The following is a 15,159-nucleotide window of genomic DNA, read 5'->3' on the forward strand; positions in this document are numbered from 1 at the left end:
AACAGGCAACCGTTGGGGCCTATTTTTCCGGATGGATAACAGCCCTTATCATAAACCAAATATGATGCAATAGGGTGGAGGCATGCCCGTAATGCCGCGCCATGATGCGGTAACGCTCCCGAAGAGAAGCTTTTCGGTTGCGAGTCGTCATCCCCTCGTTTAAATAATTGATGAGCGTCTTGCGGGTGTTATAAATAACGGTGGATTTCTTCATCATGCGGATGCACCAATCCACATCGGCCGAAAAACGATACCCCAAATCGTACGGTTCGAAAAGCGAGCGCTTCACCATAAACGCCTGATGGCAAACCAGCATCCCCTGTTTAAAACTTTTCCAGGTGAGCTTGCCTGGCGCTTTTAAACGCCGCATGTGCAAAAACGCACCTTGGTCGTCCACAATAGCCGTTTCGCCATATAGGATATCGGGCGAAGTGTTCTGTACCGTCGGGCTCATCATTCTTTCGACCGTATCGGAAGAGAAAAAAGCGTCGCCCGCATTCAGGAAACACAGATAGTCGCCCGAAGCCATAGCCGCCCCTTTATTCATCGCATCATAGAGACCGTTGTCGGGTTCGCTCACCCATCGCATGCGGGGATTGTCGTAGCGACGGATGAGGTCGAGAGTGCCGTCTTTCGAGCCGCCGTCGACCAAAATGTGCTCGATAGGCGGATACGTTTGTTCGCCGACACTTCGCAAGGTGCGTTCCAACGTCGCTTCGGCATTGTAGGTAACGGTAATGACGGATAATGATTTCATTTGTCCAATAATTGTTGATATAACGAGATGTATGTTTGGGCGACGACCGGCCGGTCGTACTCCTTGAGCACTTTGCGGCGGGCATTCTGTTGCAATTGAGCATAATCGGCCTCAAAGAGCACCCACCGGATACCTTCGGCAAAGTCGGCCGCGTTGCGGTAATCGGCTACATATCCGTTTTGGCGGTGATCGATCATTTCGGGAATGCCGCCGATGCGGAATCCCACACAAGGCGTACCGCAAGCCATGGACTCCATCAGCGTATTCGGCAGGTTTTCCTGCAAGGAAGGCGTGATGAACACATCCGCCGCATTATAGATGCCGGGCATTTGATGCGGCGGCACGAATCCGGTGCTTTTTGCCGGAAAGGGTAACTGCCGCTCGATTTCGCCGCCGTCATTGCCGGCAATCAAAAAGAAAAGTTGCTCCTTGTATTCTTGTGCCAGCAACCGGCTCGCTTCGAGCAAATAATCGGTGCCTTTGCGTTTGTCGGATGTTTTTACGGCGGCGAACAATACGATCTTCTTATCGTGGGGTAAGCCCCATTGTTGGCGTATTTCCGCCTTGTTTTCCGGACTATAAGCAGCCGTATCAATTGCGTTCGGAATGGAAAGGACGGTATGCCCGCGGGTGAGGGGGCTTTTTCCGGCCAATGCGGCGAGCCATTGGCTGCAAGCCGCAAAAGCGAGGTCTCCTGAAGCATACGCCTTTGTTTTACGGCGGAATACGCGATGCGAAACATCCTGCCGTCCCCGGCACTGTAAGTAAGGACAGTCGCCGCACCCCGCCTCATAACGGCGACAGTCGCGCGCGTGGTGGCAGATGCCGGTGAAAGGCCACATATCGTGCATCGTCCAGACGACCTTTTTGCCGGAAGCCAGGATGCGCCCGATTTCCCTTACCGACAACATCCCCTGGTTAATCCAATGCAAATGGATGACGTCGGCTTGTGCAAACGCCGGTAGTTTTGTAACCGAAACGCCGGTAGTCGCTGTGGACACATCAAACAGGTATCGCTTTGAAAGGCGGTTATGCAGATAAATGCCCCCGCGTTCGGCGGCGAAATTCCACTTATTGCCGAGCGCGCTGCCGAGCGGCGTCACGCGGTTGTTGCCGGAACGTTTATCGCGCACCAACATGCGTGCATCGACACCTTCGCCGATGAGAGCGTCCATCAGTCTCGAAGCCGCAATGGCTGCTCCGCCGTAGGTGTCGTATGTGCTTATCAGAAGGACTTTCATCTTTTCAAATAGCGCTTTAACCGCCTTTTTACTTTTGCCCAAAAAGAGTTCGTCTTGATATAATACCGTTCGAACGCACGCCGTGCGGATTCGTCTTCGCGGATGGAAGGAATGCGGATGATCGGTTTGCCGGCATATAAGTCGGTCTTATACACGTTGTCGCCGCCGCTGTGCGTGCCGCTGCCATCCAATCCGATATTCTGTACCAGCGACTTGCCGGCATTCAGCGAAAGGATTCCTTTCAGAAAGAGCGATGCGTTCCAGCGAATCGCCCACGAGTCGTTTTCTCCGTTTACCTGCCGCCGGAGCATGCGGGTGTACGGGTACGTCCCGTTAAAGTCGAAGGTGCGTGCCAAGCCGCGGCTTTCGATCTGCTGCAATAAAAACCGGCCGTCGGGATTAAAATGCTGCCAGGCCCTTTTCCATGTGGCCCATCCCCAACTGCCCGTCCATCGGATAAGGAACGCATCGGGCAAGGCGGGCAGCGGATAGCAATATCCCTGTATGTGGCCGATTTGCTCCTCTTCTTCGAAGCGGTCGAGCGCTTCGTTCATAAAAGAAAGGAAGTAAGGCGACGTAATCAGGTCGTCTTCCAATACAATCACCTTTCCGTAGTCGTTGACCACGCGAGTGACGCCGTCGATAATGTTCGCCGCAAGGCCTTTGTTCCGGTCGTTTTCGAGTAGGTGTACTTGCCCGGCTCCGTCGAACCCGAGGATAATGCGCCGCACCTCTTCCACATCCGCCTTGTCCTCTTCGCCCTTATAACCGTCCGAAAAAATAAATAATTCGCTCTCGTTGCATAGCCTGTTATTGCGTAAGGCTTCGAGTGTGCGTTGCGTATGCAGGGGGCGGTTATAGGTGAAGAGCAAAACAGGTGCAGGCATAAGGCAGTCGATTAAAAATCTATTTTAGACGATAATATATTCCGGCGTAATACCTGTAGCGAGACCTGCTTGCCCACCTCGATACCTTTGGAAGTGAGATTGTCGAAAACGGTTTGATAAGCCACGTCGGGATTGTTGTTGTCGCCGCTGAGGTGGCAAAGCCAGATGTTGCGCAGATGCGCTCCGTAGTTGTTGGCGAGGAACTCGGCTGTCTGTCGGTTGCTCAAATGTCCCGTACCGGAGGTGATGCGGCGCTTGAGTTCGTAGGGATAGCGGCCGTTGCGCAGCATGGTTTCGTCGTAATTGCTTTCGATGATGAGATGGTTTGCCTTACATATATAATAGGCCACCTCATCGGTAATCGCCCCCACGTCGGTCGCAAGAGTCAGGGCGTGGTTGCCGAACTCAAAATAATAGCCCACGTTTTCGGTGCTGTCGTGCGGCACGCTGAAAGGGGTGATCCTGAAATCCTCGATGCGGAAGACCTTTCCTTTTTCGATATATCTTCTCGACCCGTTGAGGAAAGGTTTCACGAACGTGTTATTGGCGATGCCCCGGTGCACTTTACGGGTGGCATAGACGGGGATATGCAGTTTCTCGCCCAGATATCCGGCCGATTTAATATGGTCGAAATGATCGTGAGTGATAAGTAGCGCCCGGATAGAGGACAAATCGACTCCATATTCGGCCAGTCGTTTTTTAATCACACGGGGGCCGATACCGGCATCGAGCAGCAATCCGTAATGGGAATTGCCTAAATAATAACAGTTGCCGCAACTACCGCTACTGAGGCTGAAAAATGAAAATCGTTCCGTCTGAAAAAGTTCATATTGCATACAAGCACAAAGATAAAGCAAATATCATAAAAGAGGTTCTATTCCCTTTCCTTTTTCTTTAGCATACCTATACGAGTCGATCCAATATCCGGAATCGGTTCATCCAGGTGTGTTCGTTTTCAGCTCTTTTTCGGGCCTGTCTCTTCATGGCGGATACAATCTTTTCGTTTCTTTTTTCCAAATAAAATTTTGTTTTGGAAATAAGTTCGTCCATCGACCGATAGAAGACGATTTCTTCTCCGTCTTCGAAATATGTCGCTAATTCCGGAGTATAAGGTGTAATGGCGAGTCCGCCAGACATAGGAATTTCAAACGTCCGCAAATGCAATTTATAAACGGGGGTTTTTAGTAAGAATGTGTCCGCTAATTCGGTGATATTTAAAGAAAGCGTGTGATTGGAATAAAGCGAGACCATTTGTTCGAAAGGCACAGATTTTTCTTTTATTAAATAGTCATGATCGGAAAAATAAGTCTCGATCTTAGCATGGCGGTTGAGAATTTTATTTTTCCATCCGCTAATCAAGACTTTTCTGCCGATATCAAATCGAATCTGTTTATTCATCATTATACACTTTTTTCTAAAACTCAACCGGGCAGGGGGGGCCACAGATTCTGAACTCGCGAAAGCATTGGAGTAGACAGCACAGTATATTTGTGCGTCCATTAAGCGGGAGAGTATGATTTTACGGCTTCCATAAGGAGTGCCCACAAACCCGACTGTAGGGATGGGCTTCTCCCATACCGGGCGGAAAATAAATGGATTCGCCGCATAAGGTTGAAATACAATATTTCGACATCCCCATTGTTCAAACATCTTTTTTGTTTCGCTCGAAGTGATCCAAACAAGATCAAAATGCGAAGCGATCTTTTTATGCATATAGGGAGCTTGCAAATTATCAAAGCAAATGAGCAAGGTCGGTATTCCTATTTCTCTGATTCGCTCGATGGTTTCTATCTCAAATTCCGTATCGCCGGCAGCGGTCATAAACACATCATACCGGAAAACTCCTTTTTTAGCGACGTCTATTAATTTTTCATTGGCCTGTGAGATCGATTCGTAGAGAGAGGGGTTGAAAATAGAGATATGTATGTTATGCCGCGAAAGTTCGTCAAAAATATGAACCCGTTGCCATTGCGTCATATACGTATTATCTTCTCTAAAATGATATAAGATATTCATTTGTATAATCGATTTTCTTTTCCTTTTTATATATTTTTCTTCAAAAATAGAAAAAATATCCGGAAGATAAATGATATTTTGCAGAGCTTGATGTCGGAACAAGACTTACGTATAAAAAGATTACTATGATTAAGGTTATCCAAGGGGCGATTTTAACTCTTGAGGTTATAAAAAAATGGCAGAATGTCATCGCGACACCCTGCCAGACTTGTTAACCTTAAATCTAATACTATTATGAAAAAACCACGTCGCAAATATAAAAAAAGAAATCCAAATACACCAAATAGTTTTAAATAAAAAACAATAAATATTTTTTTTCGACCTTTTCGAGGCCCTTTTCAGGTGATCGGGAGTCCCATTCCTGTAATTTTTCGATATAAATCCAATGCATAGACATCCGTCATGCCCGACACATAGTCGAGGACGGATTGCACTTTGCCGTACAAATCCGGAGCATCGGTTTCGTATTGTTCCGGAATGCGTTCCAACAAAAGCCTCGAGTATGCGTGCGAGGGGTTGAGGATAGCGTCGGTAAATATTTCGAGCAGAAAACCGATAATGCGGTATCCGGCAATTTCCACGTCGAGCACATCCCGCGAGCGGTAAATGTGCTTGACGGCAAAATCGGAACACGTGTTGTAGGCGATGCGCGTTTTTTCCGACAATCGCTTGATGAGTGTTCCCCGGAACGTTCCCGCCAAAATGGCTTCTTCTTCACGGAGGAAAATTTGGGCGCATTCGTCCACCAACATCCCGATCACACTCGCCCGCAGATAAGCGATTTGTTCATTGATGTCGCTCACCAAGGAAAGGTTTTTCGTGCGGCGGTCGCGTCGTTCCCCGTCGAAAAAGCCCAACAGCAACTCGATGGCTTTATCGGTCGTAATCAAATGCAGTTTGTGCGCATCTTCTATGTCCATCACCTGATAACAGATATCGTCGGCGGCCTCCACTAAATAAACGAGCGGATGGCGGGCGAACCGGCGGGGATTTTCGTTCAGGAGGGGAATGCCCAGCTCGTGCGCAATGAGGCTATAATCGGTTTCTTCGGAAGCGAAAAAGCCGAACTTGTTCTTTCCCCCGCTTAGTTCCGACGAATAGGGATATTTGACGATCGAAGCGAGCGTGGAGTAGGTCATGACGAAGCCGCCTTCGCGTCGTCCGCGGAAACGGTGCATCAGCAGGCGCAAGGCATTGGCGTTGCCTTCGAAGCAGGTGAAGTCCGACCACCGGGCGCCGCTTTCTTTTATATCCTGCTCCAGGACTTTTCCCTTGCCTTCAGAGAAAAAAGTGGAGATGGCGGTTTCGCCGGAGTGTCCGAAGGGCGGGTTGCCCATGTCGTGCGCGAGACAAGCGGCCGACACAATCGCGCCTATTTCACTGACGTGCGCTTTCGATGCCGGATGCCTGCGCCGGAGTTCGCGCCCCACACTTTCGCCTAACGAACGTCCTACGCTCGATACTTCGAGGGTATGGGTCAGCCGGTTATGTACAAATACGCTTCCGGGAAGAGGAAAAACCTGTGTTTTGTTCTGCATGCGCCGGAAAGGCGACGAAAAAATCAGCCGGTCGTAATCCCGTTGGTATTCGGTGCGCTCCTGTTTTTGAGCGCCTTGATATTTTTCCAACCCGAGTCGTTGCGTGGAAAGTAACTGTTCCCAATTCATCATTTCATTTATTGTTTTCGCGATATGCAAAGATAATGTCTGCGGACCGATTTTCCTCCATCTTCTTCCATCTTCTTCATCCCGTGGCATTGGAAGTCCTACGGAAAACGCATCGGGTGCGGAAAATGCCCTTACGGATGATGCGAACGCCCCGCAGCGTCTGGAAAAGAGGTCACCGGCTTATGCCGTGGGCTTATAGCGTAATGCGGAACGCCCAAAGAGCGTGGAAAATGACTTGCCGGCCGATGCGGAACGATGAGTGGGTGCGGAAGTCCTGTTGTCGGCTATGGAAATGGATGGGATGGGTGCGGAAACAAACTCGCCGAGTCCGGAAATTCGATCGTCGAGTCCGGAAATCCGCTTGTCGGGAGTGGAAATGGGTGCGGAGGATGCGGAAATTCGTTTTCAGGGTGCGGAAAACTCTTTGATGCGCTCGGAAAACCACTTGTCAAAGGCGGAAAGCCGTTGGTCGTGAAAGGAATGCTTTTGGTTGCGATCGGAATGCTCTTGGGAGGAGGCGGAAATCGACTTGTCTCCGGTGGAAATCGATCAAACAACTCAAAAAAATTCTCATCGGAGTGAGAAAAAAGCCTTTTAACAAGTTTAAAATAGTTCAATAAATAAGCCCATAACCTCCTCGTAATCATAAATAGGGCTAAACATACCCGGGCACGGCTAAATTAGTTAAAAATGAGGATTTTTTTATTTTGTAGATAAAAAAAGAGTTTCGTAACTTTCGGTCGCAAAACAATTCATAAATAAAATATCTAAAGAAATGAAAATAGTTGATCGAAATTTTTTAAACATGATTGGTGTGGCTCGTCGCACTTTACACAACCACCAATCCGAATGGGAAAAGAACGTACGCATGACGCAGGAAGTGACCAACCTCGATACGACCGCCGAACGGGCAGATACGCTTTCAACCGAAGTCACCACGGATATAACCGGATCGACCACCGACAAGATTAACGCCCGCCAGAAGGTTATCGCGGAAATCGTCAAGCTGGTCAAACCCGCCAGCGTGATCGGCCTCGATACCAATGATATGCTCCTTCACCGTCAGTTGAGTGTAAGCAAGGGGATGATGAATAAAATGAAATACGGCGACTTGGCCGACTTGTTGGACAATCTCTATGCTTTATTGGTGAAGCATCAGGAAAAGCTCGTCGATTATGACATAACCCTTGAAAATGTGACTGCTGCGAAAACCTTTATCGATGCGTACAAGGCCACGCTGTCCGAACCGCGTGAACTGGTCGTGGAACGGAAAACGACCAAAGAAGCGCTCTCCGAGTGCCTCGCCGACTTGCGCGGAATCGTTTACGTCCTCGATAACCTGATGAAACGCTATGACGGGACGCCTTTTTATTCCGAATACAAAAACGCCCGCATCATCGTCGACCTCGGGACACATAAAAAGAAAGAAGACAAGAAATAGAAATAATTAGCATATCCCATAAGCGGGGATGCCGTTTGAAGCCGGTGTCCTCGCTTTTTTTTCCTTCCTCATCTGTCTATTCTAATAGATTCAAATTTCGCAAATCAGATAATTTAGTTGCATACATTCTAATTTTACATGCGAAAGTTGAGTGAATAGACAACGATAGTTCCTCAAAGAGGATAATTCTAATTTTACGAAAATGTTTTGGAGAAAAAATAAGTATGTGGCGGACATTGAAGAAGATAAATGTGTGAATTGTGGCTTATGTGTCCGGATTTGTCCGCATAACGCATTAGAAACAGCGGTTATTCAGGGCAAAAAAATGACCTTTATCAATCGTCCCGAAAACTGCATGGGATGTGCAAGATGTGTCAATATTTGTCCAACCGGGGCAATAAAACTGATAGATCGATATTGTTAAATAAGTAAATGAAATAAAGATGAAAAGAAGAGAATCTTATTGGGGAAAGACGATAGCGGCAACGTTCATCATAGCTGGCTTTAGCTTCGCCGTTATGCTATTGTGGAATTGGTTAATGCCGGCTGTTTTCGGATTACCGCCCGTGAATTTCTGGCAAGCATTGGGACTGTTATTGCTTTCCCGGATATTTTTTGGAAGAAGAGTAGGAATGATGAGAAATTCCGGCAATCCTATTCATCAACGATGGATGAGAATGACACCCGGCGAACGAAAAGAGTTTATCGGAAAGTGGCGTTCCGGGCATGACCATAGATGGGGTTTTCCTTATGAAAACAAAACCGACGATTAGCAAGGCGCCGCCCACATCAAGCCGTTGTAATGTAGGCGACTTATTCACAAAATACCAAAAACGGCTCAAATTATTCATACGAGGACGAGGGGTAAACAAGTACGATGTTGAAGATATTTTGCAAGATGTTTTTTATCAGTTGGCCAAAACGGCCGATGATTCCATTGACTCCATTGAGCACATGTCGGCATGGCTCTACCGGGTTACTCGCAATAGAATCGTCAACTATTATTCCAAAAAGCGTGAAACCGGATTGCCCTTTTATACGGATAATGAAGAAAATGATAAAATAGCATCCGACTTTTCGGATATCTTATTCGATGGTGAGGAAGAAGCCAACCCTTCGCCCGAAACGCAGTACTTACGCTCCCTCGTGTGGGTTGAATTGGAAAATGCGCTTTCCGAATTACCTGCGGAACAACGGCAAGTATTTATATTGACGGAACTGGAAGGCATTCCGGTTAAGGAAATATCGAAGAATACAGGAGTACCCGTCAATACCTTATTATCCCGCAAGCATTATGCCGTGGTTCATCTCAGAAAACGGTTCCATGAATTGTATAACGATCTAATGAAGGATTAAAAGCGGGGACAAGACGGCTTCCCATCCACTCTCCATCGTTCATCCTTCCTCGCTCCTCCTTCATTTTTTATTTTTTAATCCCGAACATAGCGGATTTTTCTATAAATAGGATTAAATTTGCACCTTAATTACAGAAGATGACAGATAACATTAAGCATGAATGCGGTATCGCGTTGATCCGCTTACTAAAACCCCTCGATTATTATTTCCGCAAATACGGTACGTGGCAATACGGACTCGATAAACTGTATTTATTGATGGAGAAACAACATAACCGCGGACAGGAAGGCGCCGGACTGGCGGCCGTAAAATTAAACGCGGCGCCCGGCAACGAATTTATCTTCCGTGAAAGGGCCGAAGGGTCGGGGGCTATCTCCGAAATCTTCGAAGCGGTGCATGATGCCTTCAAGCCTTATTCTGCCGAACAACTCCATGACCCGGACTTTGCGGAGAAGTCCGTTCCTTTCGCCGCCGAATTGCTGCTCGGGCACTTGCGCTACAGTACTACCGGCAAGCGGGGATTGAAATACGTCCATCCGTTATTGAGGCGCAACAACTGGGCCTCGCGCAGCTTGGCGCTTGCCGGAAACTTCAATATGACCAATGTCGATGAAATGTTCGAGCAACTGGTGCGCGAAGGGCAGCATCCCCGCGATTTCGCCGATACGTTTGTCATGTTGGAATCGTTAGGGCATTACCTCGATCGCGAGGTGCAATATCAATACGATCATCTCGAGCAAACCGATATGGACGGGCACGAAAAGAGCCTGCTCATCGAAGACCGCCTTGATATTCCTTTCCTGCTTCGGCGTGCCGCCAAAGGCTGGGACGGAGGTTATGCGCTGTGCGGAATTATTGGTTCCGGCGACGCTTTCACAATGCGTGACCCGTGGGGTATCCGTTCGGCTTTTTATTATGCCGACGACGAAATTGCCGTGGTGGCTTCCGAACGGCCCGTCATCCAAACCGCTTTCAATTTGAAGAAGGACGAGGTCCATGAGTTGGAACCGGGTCAGGCGCTTATCGTAAAGAAAAACGGCACCGTCTCGACCGCCCAAATCCTCGAAAAGAAGCCCAAGATCACTCCTTGTTCGTTCGAGCGCATTTATTTTTCCCGAGGCTCGGACGAAGATATTTATACCGAACGCAAAAAACTCGGCGAGTTGCTGGTGCCTAAAATCCTCGGCGCCATCGACGGTGATCTCGACAACACCGTCTTCTCGTTTATCCCCAACACGGCCGAAGTCGCTTATTTCGGCATGTTGGAAGGTCTCGAAAGCCATTTCAACCGCCAAAAGGCGGCGCTTCTTTTTGAAAAAGGAAATCGGTTGAATCAAGAAGAAATAGAGCGAATCCTGTCGAAAAGGGTGCGCTCGGAGAAGGTGGCCATCAAAGATATCAAGCTGCGCACGTTCATCGCCGAAGGTAATTCGCGCAACGATCTGGCGGCGCACGTGTACGATGTAACGTACGGCTCGCTCCGCCCTAAAAAAGACAATCTGGTCATCATCGACGATAGCATTGTCAGGGGAACGACTTTGAAGCAAAGCATCATCAAAATTCTTTCCCGCCTCGAACCCAAAAAGATCATCGTCGTCTCTTCGTCGCCTCAAATACGCTACCCCGACTGTTACGGCATCGACATGTCGCGCATGAGTGAGTTTATCGCTTTCAGGGCAGCCATTGCCTTGTTGCAGGAACGGGGCCAGCAGCAGGTTATCAATCGGGTTTATGAGAAGTCGATTGCGCAGCGCCACAAGAAGAAAGAAGAGATTGTCAACTATGTAAAAGAAATTTACGCCCCGTTTACCGACGAAGAAATCTCCGACAAGATTGCGCAGATGCTGACGACGGAGGATATCGGGACGGAGGTGAAAATAGTGTACCAAAGCATCGGCGACTTGCACCGGGCGTGTCCGAATAACAACGGCGACTGGTATTTCTCAGGCAATTACCCTACACCCGGCGGAAACCGGTTGGTAAATAATGCTTTCATCAATTTTATCGAAAATAGCGAGAGCGGTTCGTTTCAATATACGCTCAACTTCTTAAAAAGCGGCCGATGATTGAACGGGTGATTATTCTCGAAAATGTGGATCCGGTTGTTTTTTATGGTGTGAATAACAACAATATCCAACTTCTGAAAACGTTGTTTCCGAAGTTGCGCATTGTTGCACGCGGTCATGTGATGAAGATCATCGGCGATGAAGAGGAACTGGACAACTTCGAAAAGACCATCCGCGAGTTGGAGCAATTCAGTATCGAAATGAATGTCCTGACCGAAGAGCATATTCTGGAGCTCGTAAAAGGGAAAGCGCCGGCGATTGCGGTCGTGAATAATCTCATCATTCACGGATTGAACGGAAAACCCATCCTTGCCCGCACGGCAAACCAAAAGAAACTGGTCGAGGCGTTCGACGAAAACGATCTGGTATTTGCCATCGGGCCGGCGGGGTCGGGAAAGACTTATACCGCCATCGCTTTGGCCGTACGGGCGTTGAAAAATAAACAGGTACGGAAAATCATTCTAAGCCGTCCCGCGGTCGAAGCCGGCGAAAAGCTGGGCTTCCTTCCGGGTGATATGAAGGATAAAATCGATCCGTATCTCCAGCCGTTGTATGACGCTCTCGAAGATATGATACCACCGCTAAAGCTGAAAGAATATATCGAGAACAAAGTCATACAGATTGCCCCGTTGGCCTTTATGCGGGGGCGGACGTTGAATGATGCGGTAATCATCCTCGACGAAGCTCAGAATACCACCAAACCGCAGATAAAAATGTTCCTTACCCGCCTCGGAATGAGTGCGAAAATGATTGTTACCGGCGATATTACGCAAATCGATCTGCCCCGTTCGCAACAGTCGGGATTGATCCATGCCATGCGGGTGCTCAAAAAGATCAAGGGCATCGGCGTCATCGAGTTCGGCAAAAAGGATATCGTTCGGCATAAATTGGTGCAACGTATTGTCGAGGCGTATGAGAAAGATGAGCAAGGAGAAGAGGTATGAGGTATGAGGTATGAAGTATGAGGTATGAGGTATGAGGTAAGAAGTATGAAGTATGAAGTATGAGGTATGAAGTATGAAGTATGTGGTATGAAGTAAGAAGTAAGAAGTAAGAAGTAAGAGGTATGAAAGTGACTGTAGACTGTAGACCGGCGACTGTCTCTGTGAAACTCTGAGACTCCTTTGTGCAATTTTATGTAACAACAAAATAAATAAATAACATTATGAGCAATACATTAACAAAAACCCATTATCAGTTTCCCGGACAAACCGCAGTATATCACGGCAAAGTACGCGACGTTTACAGTATTGGCAACGACACGTTAGTGATGATTGCTACCGACCGGATTTCGGCTTTCGATGTTATCCTTCCTCAGGGTATTCCCTACAAAGGACAGGTGTTGAACCAAATCGCTTCGAAGTTCCTCGACGCTACGGCCGATATTGTTCCTAATTGGAAAACGGCTTCACCCGACCCGATGGTTACGGTGGGAGTGAAATGCCAACCCTATAAAGTGGAAATGGTGATCCGAGGCTACATTACCGGCAGTGCATGGCGCGACTATAAGAAGGGCGCCCGCTCGATTTGCGGACTTGCCTTGCCCGAAGGATTGAAAGAGAATCAGAAGTTCGGCTCGCCCATCATTACGCCCACGACAAAAGCCGAGCATGGGCATGATGAAAATATTTCGAAAGAAGAAATCATTGCGCAAGGCCTTGTCAGCCGCGAAGAGTACGAGCAATTGGAACAGTACACCTATGCATTATTCCAACGAGGAACCGAAATCGCCGCCGAAAAAGGATTGATATTGGTCGATACCAAATATGAGTTCGGTAAAAAAGACGGAAAGATTTATCTGATCGACGAAATTCATACGCCCGATTCGTCCCGTTACTTTTACAGCGAGGGTTATCGGGAGCGTTTTGAAAAAGGCGAGCCGCAGAAGCAACTCTCCAAAGAGTTTGTGCGCCAATGGTTAATCGAAAACGGATTCCAAGGGCAGGCCGGGCAGCAAGTGCCGGAGATGACCGAAGCTTATTGCAAGAGCGTTTCCGAACGGTATATCGAATTATACGAAATCATCACCGGCGAAAAATTCGTCCGGGCCGATGCCAATGCCTTGACGCAACGTATCGAAAAGAACATCGTCGGCTATTTGCAACAAAACATCCGTTAAGCGTTTATCATGTCGTATCAATCCGAAAACGTTCGTCCGTACAACTCTCCCGAATCCAAAAAGAAGCAGGTGCAACACATGTTCGATGAGATTGCGCCTACCTACGATAAGTTGAACCGGTTCATGTCGTTGGGTATCGATAACTCCTGGCGCAGGGATGCCATTCAAAAGCTCGAGCCGCTTCATCCCGAATCTATTTTGGATATCGCCACGGGAACCGGCGACTTCGCGATTTTGGCGCAAAAGATCCTTCGTCCGCAGTCGATTGTGGGCATCGACATCTCCGACAAGATGATGGCTATCGGAGAGCAAAAGGTCGAACGGTTGGGGTTGTCGGGCGTCATTCGTTTCGAAAATCAGGATTGTACGGCTCTGACGTTCCCCGAGAATCATTTCGATGCGGCGACCGTCGCTTTCGGAGTGCGGAATTTTGAGGATATCGATGCGGGCTTTACCGAAATCCGGCGGGTGTTAAAGCCCGGCGGACGGTTTGTTTTTCTGGAACTGACCACCCCGGAGCGCTTTCCGATGAAACAGCTCTACGGCATCTATTCCAAATACCTGATCCCGTTTATGGGACGACTTATGTCGACCGATAAACAAGCTTACGAATATCTTCCGGCTTCCATCAAGGCGTTCCCGCAAGGCGACCGCATGGTAAAAACGCTGGAGAAGAACGGTTTTGTCAATGTCCGCCTCAAGAGATATACCGGTGGGGTATGTACGCTTTATATCGCAGAAAAATAATGGCGAAGGATATTTACGGATTAATCGGATTTCCACTCAAACATTCTTTTTCGGCACGATTCTTTGCCGAGAAGTTTGAAAGGGAGAATATCGATGCGGAATACCGGAATTTCGAGATCGAAGATATCCTTCAACTGCGTGAAGTAATAGAACAAAACCGGTCTTTAAAGGGACTGAATGTCACCATCCCTTATAAAGAAAGGGTACTGCCGTTGCTCGACGGGCTTTCACCCGAGGCACAACGAATCGGGGCTGTCAATGTCATTCGAGTCGAAAGGGCATCCTCTTCCGGCGCGCAATCCTATCGGCTTACCGGCTACAATACCGATTATGTAGGATTTAAACAATCACTCGAACCGCTTTTGGAGAAATCCGTCCACCGCAAAGCCCTCCTATTGGGTACCGGCGGAGCCTCGAAAGCCGTGGCGCACGCGTTGGCCGATTTGGGATTGAAGGTGCAATCTGTTTCACGGACGGCCGGAAAGGATCTTCTCACGTATTCCGATTTGAACGATCGGGTATTGGAGGAGTATAAAGTCATCGTAAATGCGTCGCCAGTAGGAACATTTCCGCAGGTAAATAACTGTCCTGATATTCCGTATCAAAATCTTACCCCACATCATTTACTGTATGACCTGGTGTATAATCCAGCGGAAACACTGTTCCTGAAAAAAGGAAAAGACCGGGGAGCGACGGTCAAAAACGGAGCGGAAATGCTCGAACGCCAGGCTTTGGAAGCCTGGAAAATCTGGACGGCCTGATTGTCCCGAATCTTTAATGTACAGTTAAAATTATACGAATCTGTTTAAAATTCTTTCACCTTCGGAAAATTTCTTTTTGAAGGCGAAGGATGCTTTTCTAC

At 48.0% G+C, this 15,159-nt stretch carries 16 protein-coding genes; 10 read left to right on the forward strand and 6 right to left on the reverse strand.

The genetic code is table 11. The features are described from left to right. Positions 1-19: 19 nt before the first annotated feature. From ABNK31_RS00525 to dgt, 6 genes are all read right to left on the reverse strand, one after another. Complete coding sequence (locus ABNK31_RS00525; RefSeq protein WP_418893830.1) at positions 20-757, reverse strand: glycosyltransferase family 2 protein; 738 nt, start codon at positions 755-757, stop codon at positions 20-22. Continuing rightward, on the reverse strand, positions 754-1,998 hold the full coding sequence (locus tag ABNK31_RS00530; protein WP_418893831.1) for a glycosyltransferase family 4 protein: 1,245 nt from the start codon (positions 1,996-1,998) through the stop codon (positions 754-756). Before ABNK31_RS00530 ends, ABNK31_RS00525 begins: the two co-directional genes overlap by 4 nt. After that, complete coding sequence (locus ABNK31_RS00535; protein ID WP_418893832.1) at positions 1,995-2,885, reverse strand: glycosyltransferase; 891 nt, start codon at positions 2,883-2,885, stop codon at positions 1,995-1,997. Before ABNK31_RS00535 ends, ABNK31_RS00530 begins: the two co-directional genes overlap by 4 nt. Positions 2,886-2,896: 11 nt before the next feature. Next, positions 2,897-3,721: an MBL fold metallo-hydrolase gene (locus tag ABNK31_RS00540; RefSeq protein ID WP_418893833.1), complete on the reverse strand. Its 825-nt coding sequence runs from the start codon at positions 3,719-3,721 to the stop codon at positions 2,897-2,899. Positions 3,722-3,788: 67 nt separating this feature from the next. After that, positions 3,789-4,901: a CgeB family protein gene (locus tag ABNK31_RS00545; RefSeq protein WP_321578923.1), complete on the reverse strand. Its 1,113-nt coding sequence runs from the start codon at positions 4,899-4,901 to the stop codon at positions 3,789-3,791. A 338-nt stretch (positions 4,902-5,239) separates the two neighbouring features. Beyond that, positions 5,240-6,568: a dGTP triphosphohydrolase gene (gene dgt, locus ABNK31_RS00550; RefSeq protein ID WP_418895447.1), complete on the reverse strand. Its 1,329-nt coding sequence runs from the start codon at positions 6,566-6,568 to the stop codon at positions 5,240-5,242. Positions 6,569-6,827: 259 nt separating this feature from the next. On the opposite strand from dgt, the gene ABNK31_RS00555 reads away from it, so the two are divergent. The 10 genes from ABNK31_RS00555 to ABNK31_RS00600 all read left to right on the forward strand — a co-directional run bounded on the left by ABNK31_RS00555 (position 6,828) and on the right by ABNK31_RS00600 (position 15,058). After that, positions 6,828-7,043, forward strand: coding sequence for a hypothetical protein (locus ABNK31_RS00555; protein WP_418893834.1), 216 nt, complete (start codon positions 6,828-6,830; stop codon positions 7,041-7,043). 300 nt (positions 7,044-7,343) lie between these two features. Further along, positions 7,344-8,009 (forward strand): hypothetical protein, encoded by a 666-nt coding sequence (locus ABNK31_RS00560; protein WP_418893835.1) that lies wholly within the window; start codon positions 7,344-7,346, stop codon positions 8,007-8,009. 202 nt (positions 8,010-8,211) lie between these two features. Next, positions 8,212-8,433, forward strand: coding sequence for a 4Fe-4S dicluster domain-containing protein (locus tag ABNK31_RS00565; protein WP_418893836.1), 222 nt, complete (start codon positions 8,212-8,214; stop codon positions 8,431-8,433). A 19-nt stretch (positions 8,434-8,452) separates the two neighbouring features. After that, positions 8,453-8,782, forward strand: coding sequence for a hypothetical protein (locus tag ABNK31_RS00570; protein WP_418893837.1), 330 nt, complete (start codon positions 8,453-8,455; stop codon positions 8,780-8,782). Next, entirely contained in the window at positions 8,760-9,365 is a 606-nt protein-coding gene (locus ABNK31_RS00575) for an RNA polymerase sigma factor (RefSeq protein ID WP_418893838.1), read from the forward strand. Before ABNK31_RS00570 ends, ABNK31_RS00575 begins: the two co-directional genes overlap by 23 nt. Before the next feature lie 137 nt (positions 9,366-9,502). Then, positions 9,503-11,431, forward strand: a complete 1,929-nt coding sequence (locus ABNK31_RS00580) for an amidophosphoribosyltransferase (protein ID WP_418893839.1) — start codon at positions 9,503-9,505, stop codon at positions 11,429-11,431. After that, complete coding sequence (locus ABNK31_RS00585; protein WP_418893840.1) at positions 11,428-12,375, forward strand: PhoH family protein; 948 nt, start codon at positions 11,428-11,430, stop codon at positions 12,373-12,375. The genes ABNK31_RS00580 and ABNK31_RS00585 overlap by 4 nt, the downstream gene beginning before the upstream one ends. A gap of 221 nt (positions 12,376-12,596) precedes the next feature. Continuing rightward, positions 12,597-13,550, forward strand: a complete 954-nt coding sequence (locus ABNK31_RS00590; RefSeq protein WP_418893841.1) for a phosphoribosylaminoimidazolesuccinocarboxamide synthase — start codon at positions 12,597-12,599, stop codon at positions 13,548-13,550. A 9-nt stretch (positions 13,551-13,559) separates the two neighbouring features. Beyond that, positions 13,560-14,297 (forward strand): bifunctional demethylmenaquinone methyltransferase/2-methoxy-6-polyprenyl-1,4-benzoquinol methylase UbiE, encoded by a 738-nt coding sequence (ubiE, locus tag ABNK31_RS00595; protein WP_418893842.1) that lies wholly within the window; start codon positions 13,560-13,562, stop codon positions 14,295-14,297. After that, positions 14,297-15,058 carry a shikimate dehydrogenase family protein gene (locus ABNK31_RS00600; protein WP_418893843.1) on the forward strand — a complete coding sequence of 254 codons (762 nt, stop codon included), beginning with the start codon at positions 14,297-14,299 and terminating at the stop codon, positions 15,056-15,058. Before ubiE ends, ABNK31_RS00600 begins: the two co-directional genes overlap by 1 nt. Positions 15,059-15,159 lie beyond the last annotated feature (101 nt).

Origin of the sequence: Limibacterium fermenti, from assembly GCF_041902845.1 — a bacterium.
GTDB classification, from domain to species: Bacteria; Bacteroidota; Bacteroidia; order Bacteroidales; family Dysgonomonadaceae; genus Limibacterium; species Limibacterium fermenti.

Bases quoted from the DNA above. Each gene is read 5' to 3' on its own strand.
- ABNK31_RS00525 (WP_418893830.1), bottom strand. From the start codon at position 757: ATGAAATCATTATCCGTCATTACCGTTACCTACAATGCCGAAGCGACG.
- ABNK31_RS00530 (WP_418893831.1), bottom strand. From the start codon at position 1,998: ATGAAAGTCCTTCTGATAAGCACATACGACACCTACGGCGGAGCAGCC.
- ABNK31_RS00535 (WP_418893832.1), bottom strand. From the start codon at position 2,885: ATGCCTGCACCTGTTTTGCTCTTCACCTATAACCGCCCCCTGCATACG.
- ABNK31_RS00540 (WP_418893833.1), bottom strand. From the start codon at position 3,721: ATGCAATATGAACTTTTTCAGACGGAACGATTTTCATTTTTCAGCCTC.
- ABNK31_RS00545 (WP_321578923.1), bottom strand. From the start codon at position 4,901: ATGAATATCTTATATCATTTTAGAGAAGATAATACGTATATGACGCAA.
- dgt (WP_418895447.1), bottom strand. From the start codon at position 6,568: ATGAATTGGGAACAGTTACTTTCCACGCAACGACTCGGGTTGGAAAAA.
- ABNK31_RS00560 (WP_418893835.1), top strand. From the start codon at position 7,344: ATGAAAATAGTTGATCGAAATTTTTTAAACATGATTGGTGTGGCTCGT.
- ABNK31_RS00565 (WP_418893836.1), top strand. From the start codon at position 8,212: ATGTTTTGGAGAAAAAATAAGTATGTGGCGGACATTGAAGAAGATAAA.
- ABNK31_RS00570 (WP_418893837.1), top strand. From the start codon at position 8,453: ATGAAAAGAAGAGAATCTTATTGGGGAAAGACGATAGCGGCAACGTTC.
- ABNK31_RS00575 (WP_418893838.1), top strand. From the start codon at position 8,760: ATGAAAACAAAACCGACGATTAGCAAGGCGCCGCCCACATCAAGCCGT.
- ABNK31_RS00580 (WP_418893839.1), top strand. From the start codon at position 9,503: ATGACAGATAACATTAAGCATGAATGCGGTATCGCGTTGATCCGCTTA.
- ABNK31_RS00585 (WP_418893840.1), top strand. From the start codon at position 11,428: ATGATTGAACGGGTGATTATTCTCGAAAATGTGGATCCGGTTGTTTTT.
- ABNK31_RS00590 (WP_418893841.1), top strand. From the start codon at position 12,597: ATGAGCAATACATTAACAAAAACCCATTATCAGTTTCCCGGACAAACC.
- ubiE (WP_418893842.1), top strand. From the start codon at position 13,560: ATGTCGTATCAATCCGAAAACGTTCGTCCGTACAACTCTCCCGAATCC.
- ABNK31_RS00600 (WP_418893843.1), top strand. From the start codon at position 14,297: ATGGCGAAGGATATTTACGGATTAATCGGATTTCCACTCAAACATTCT.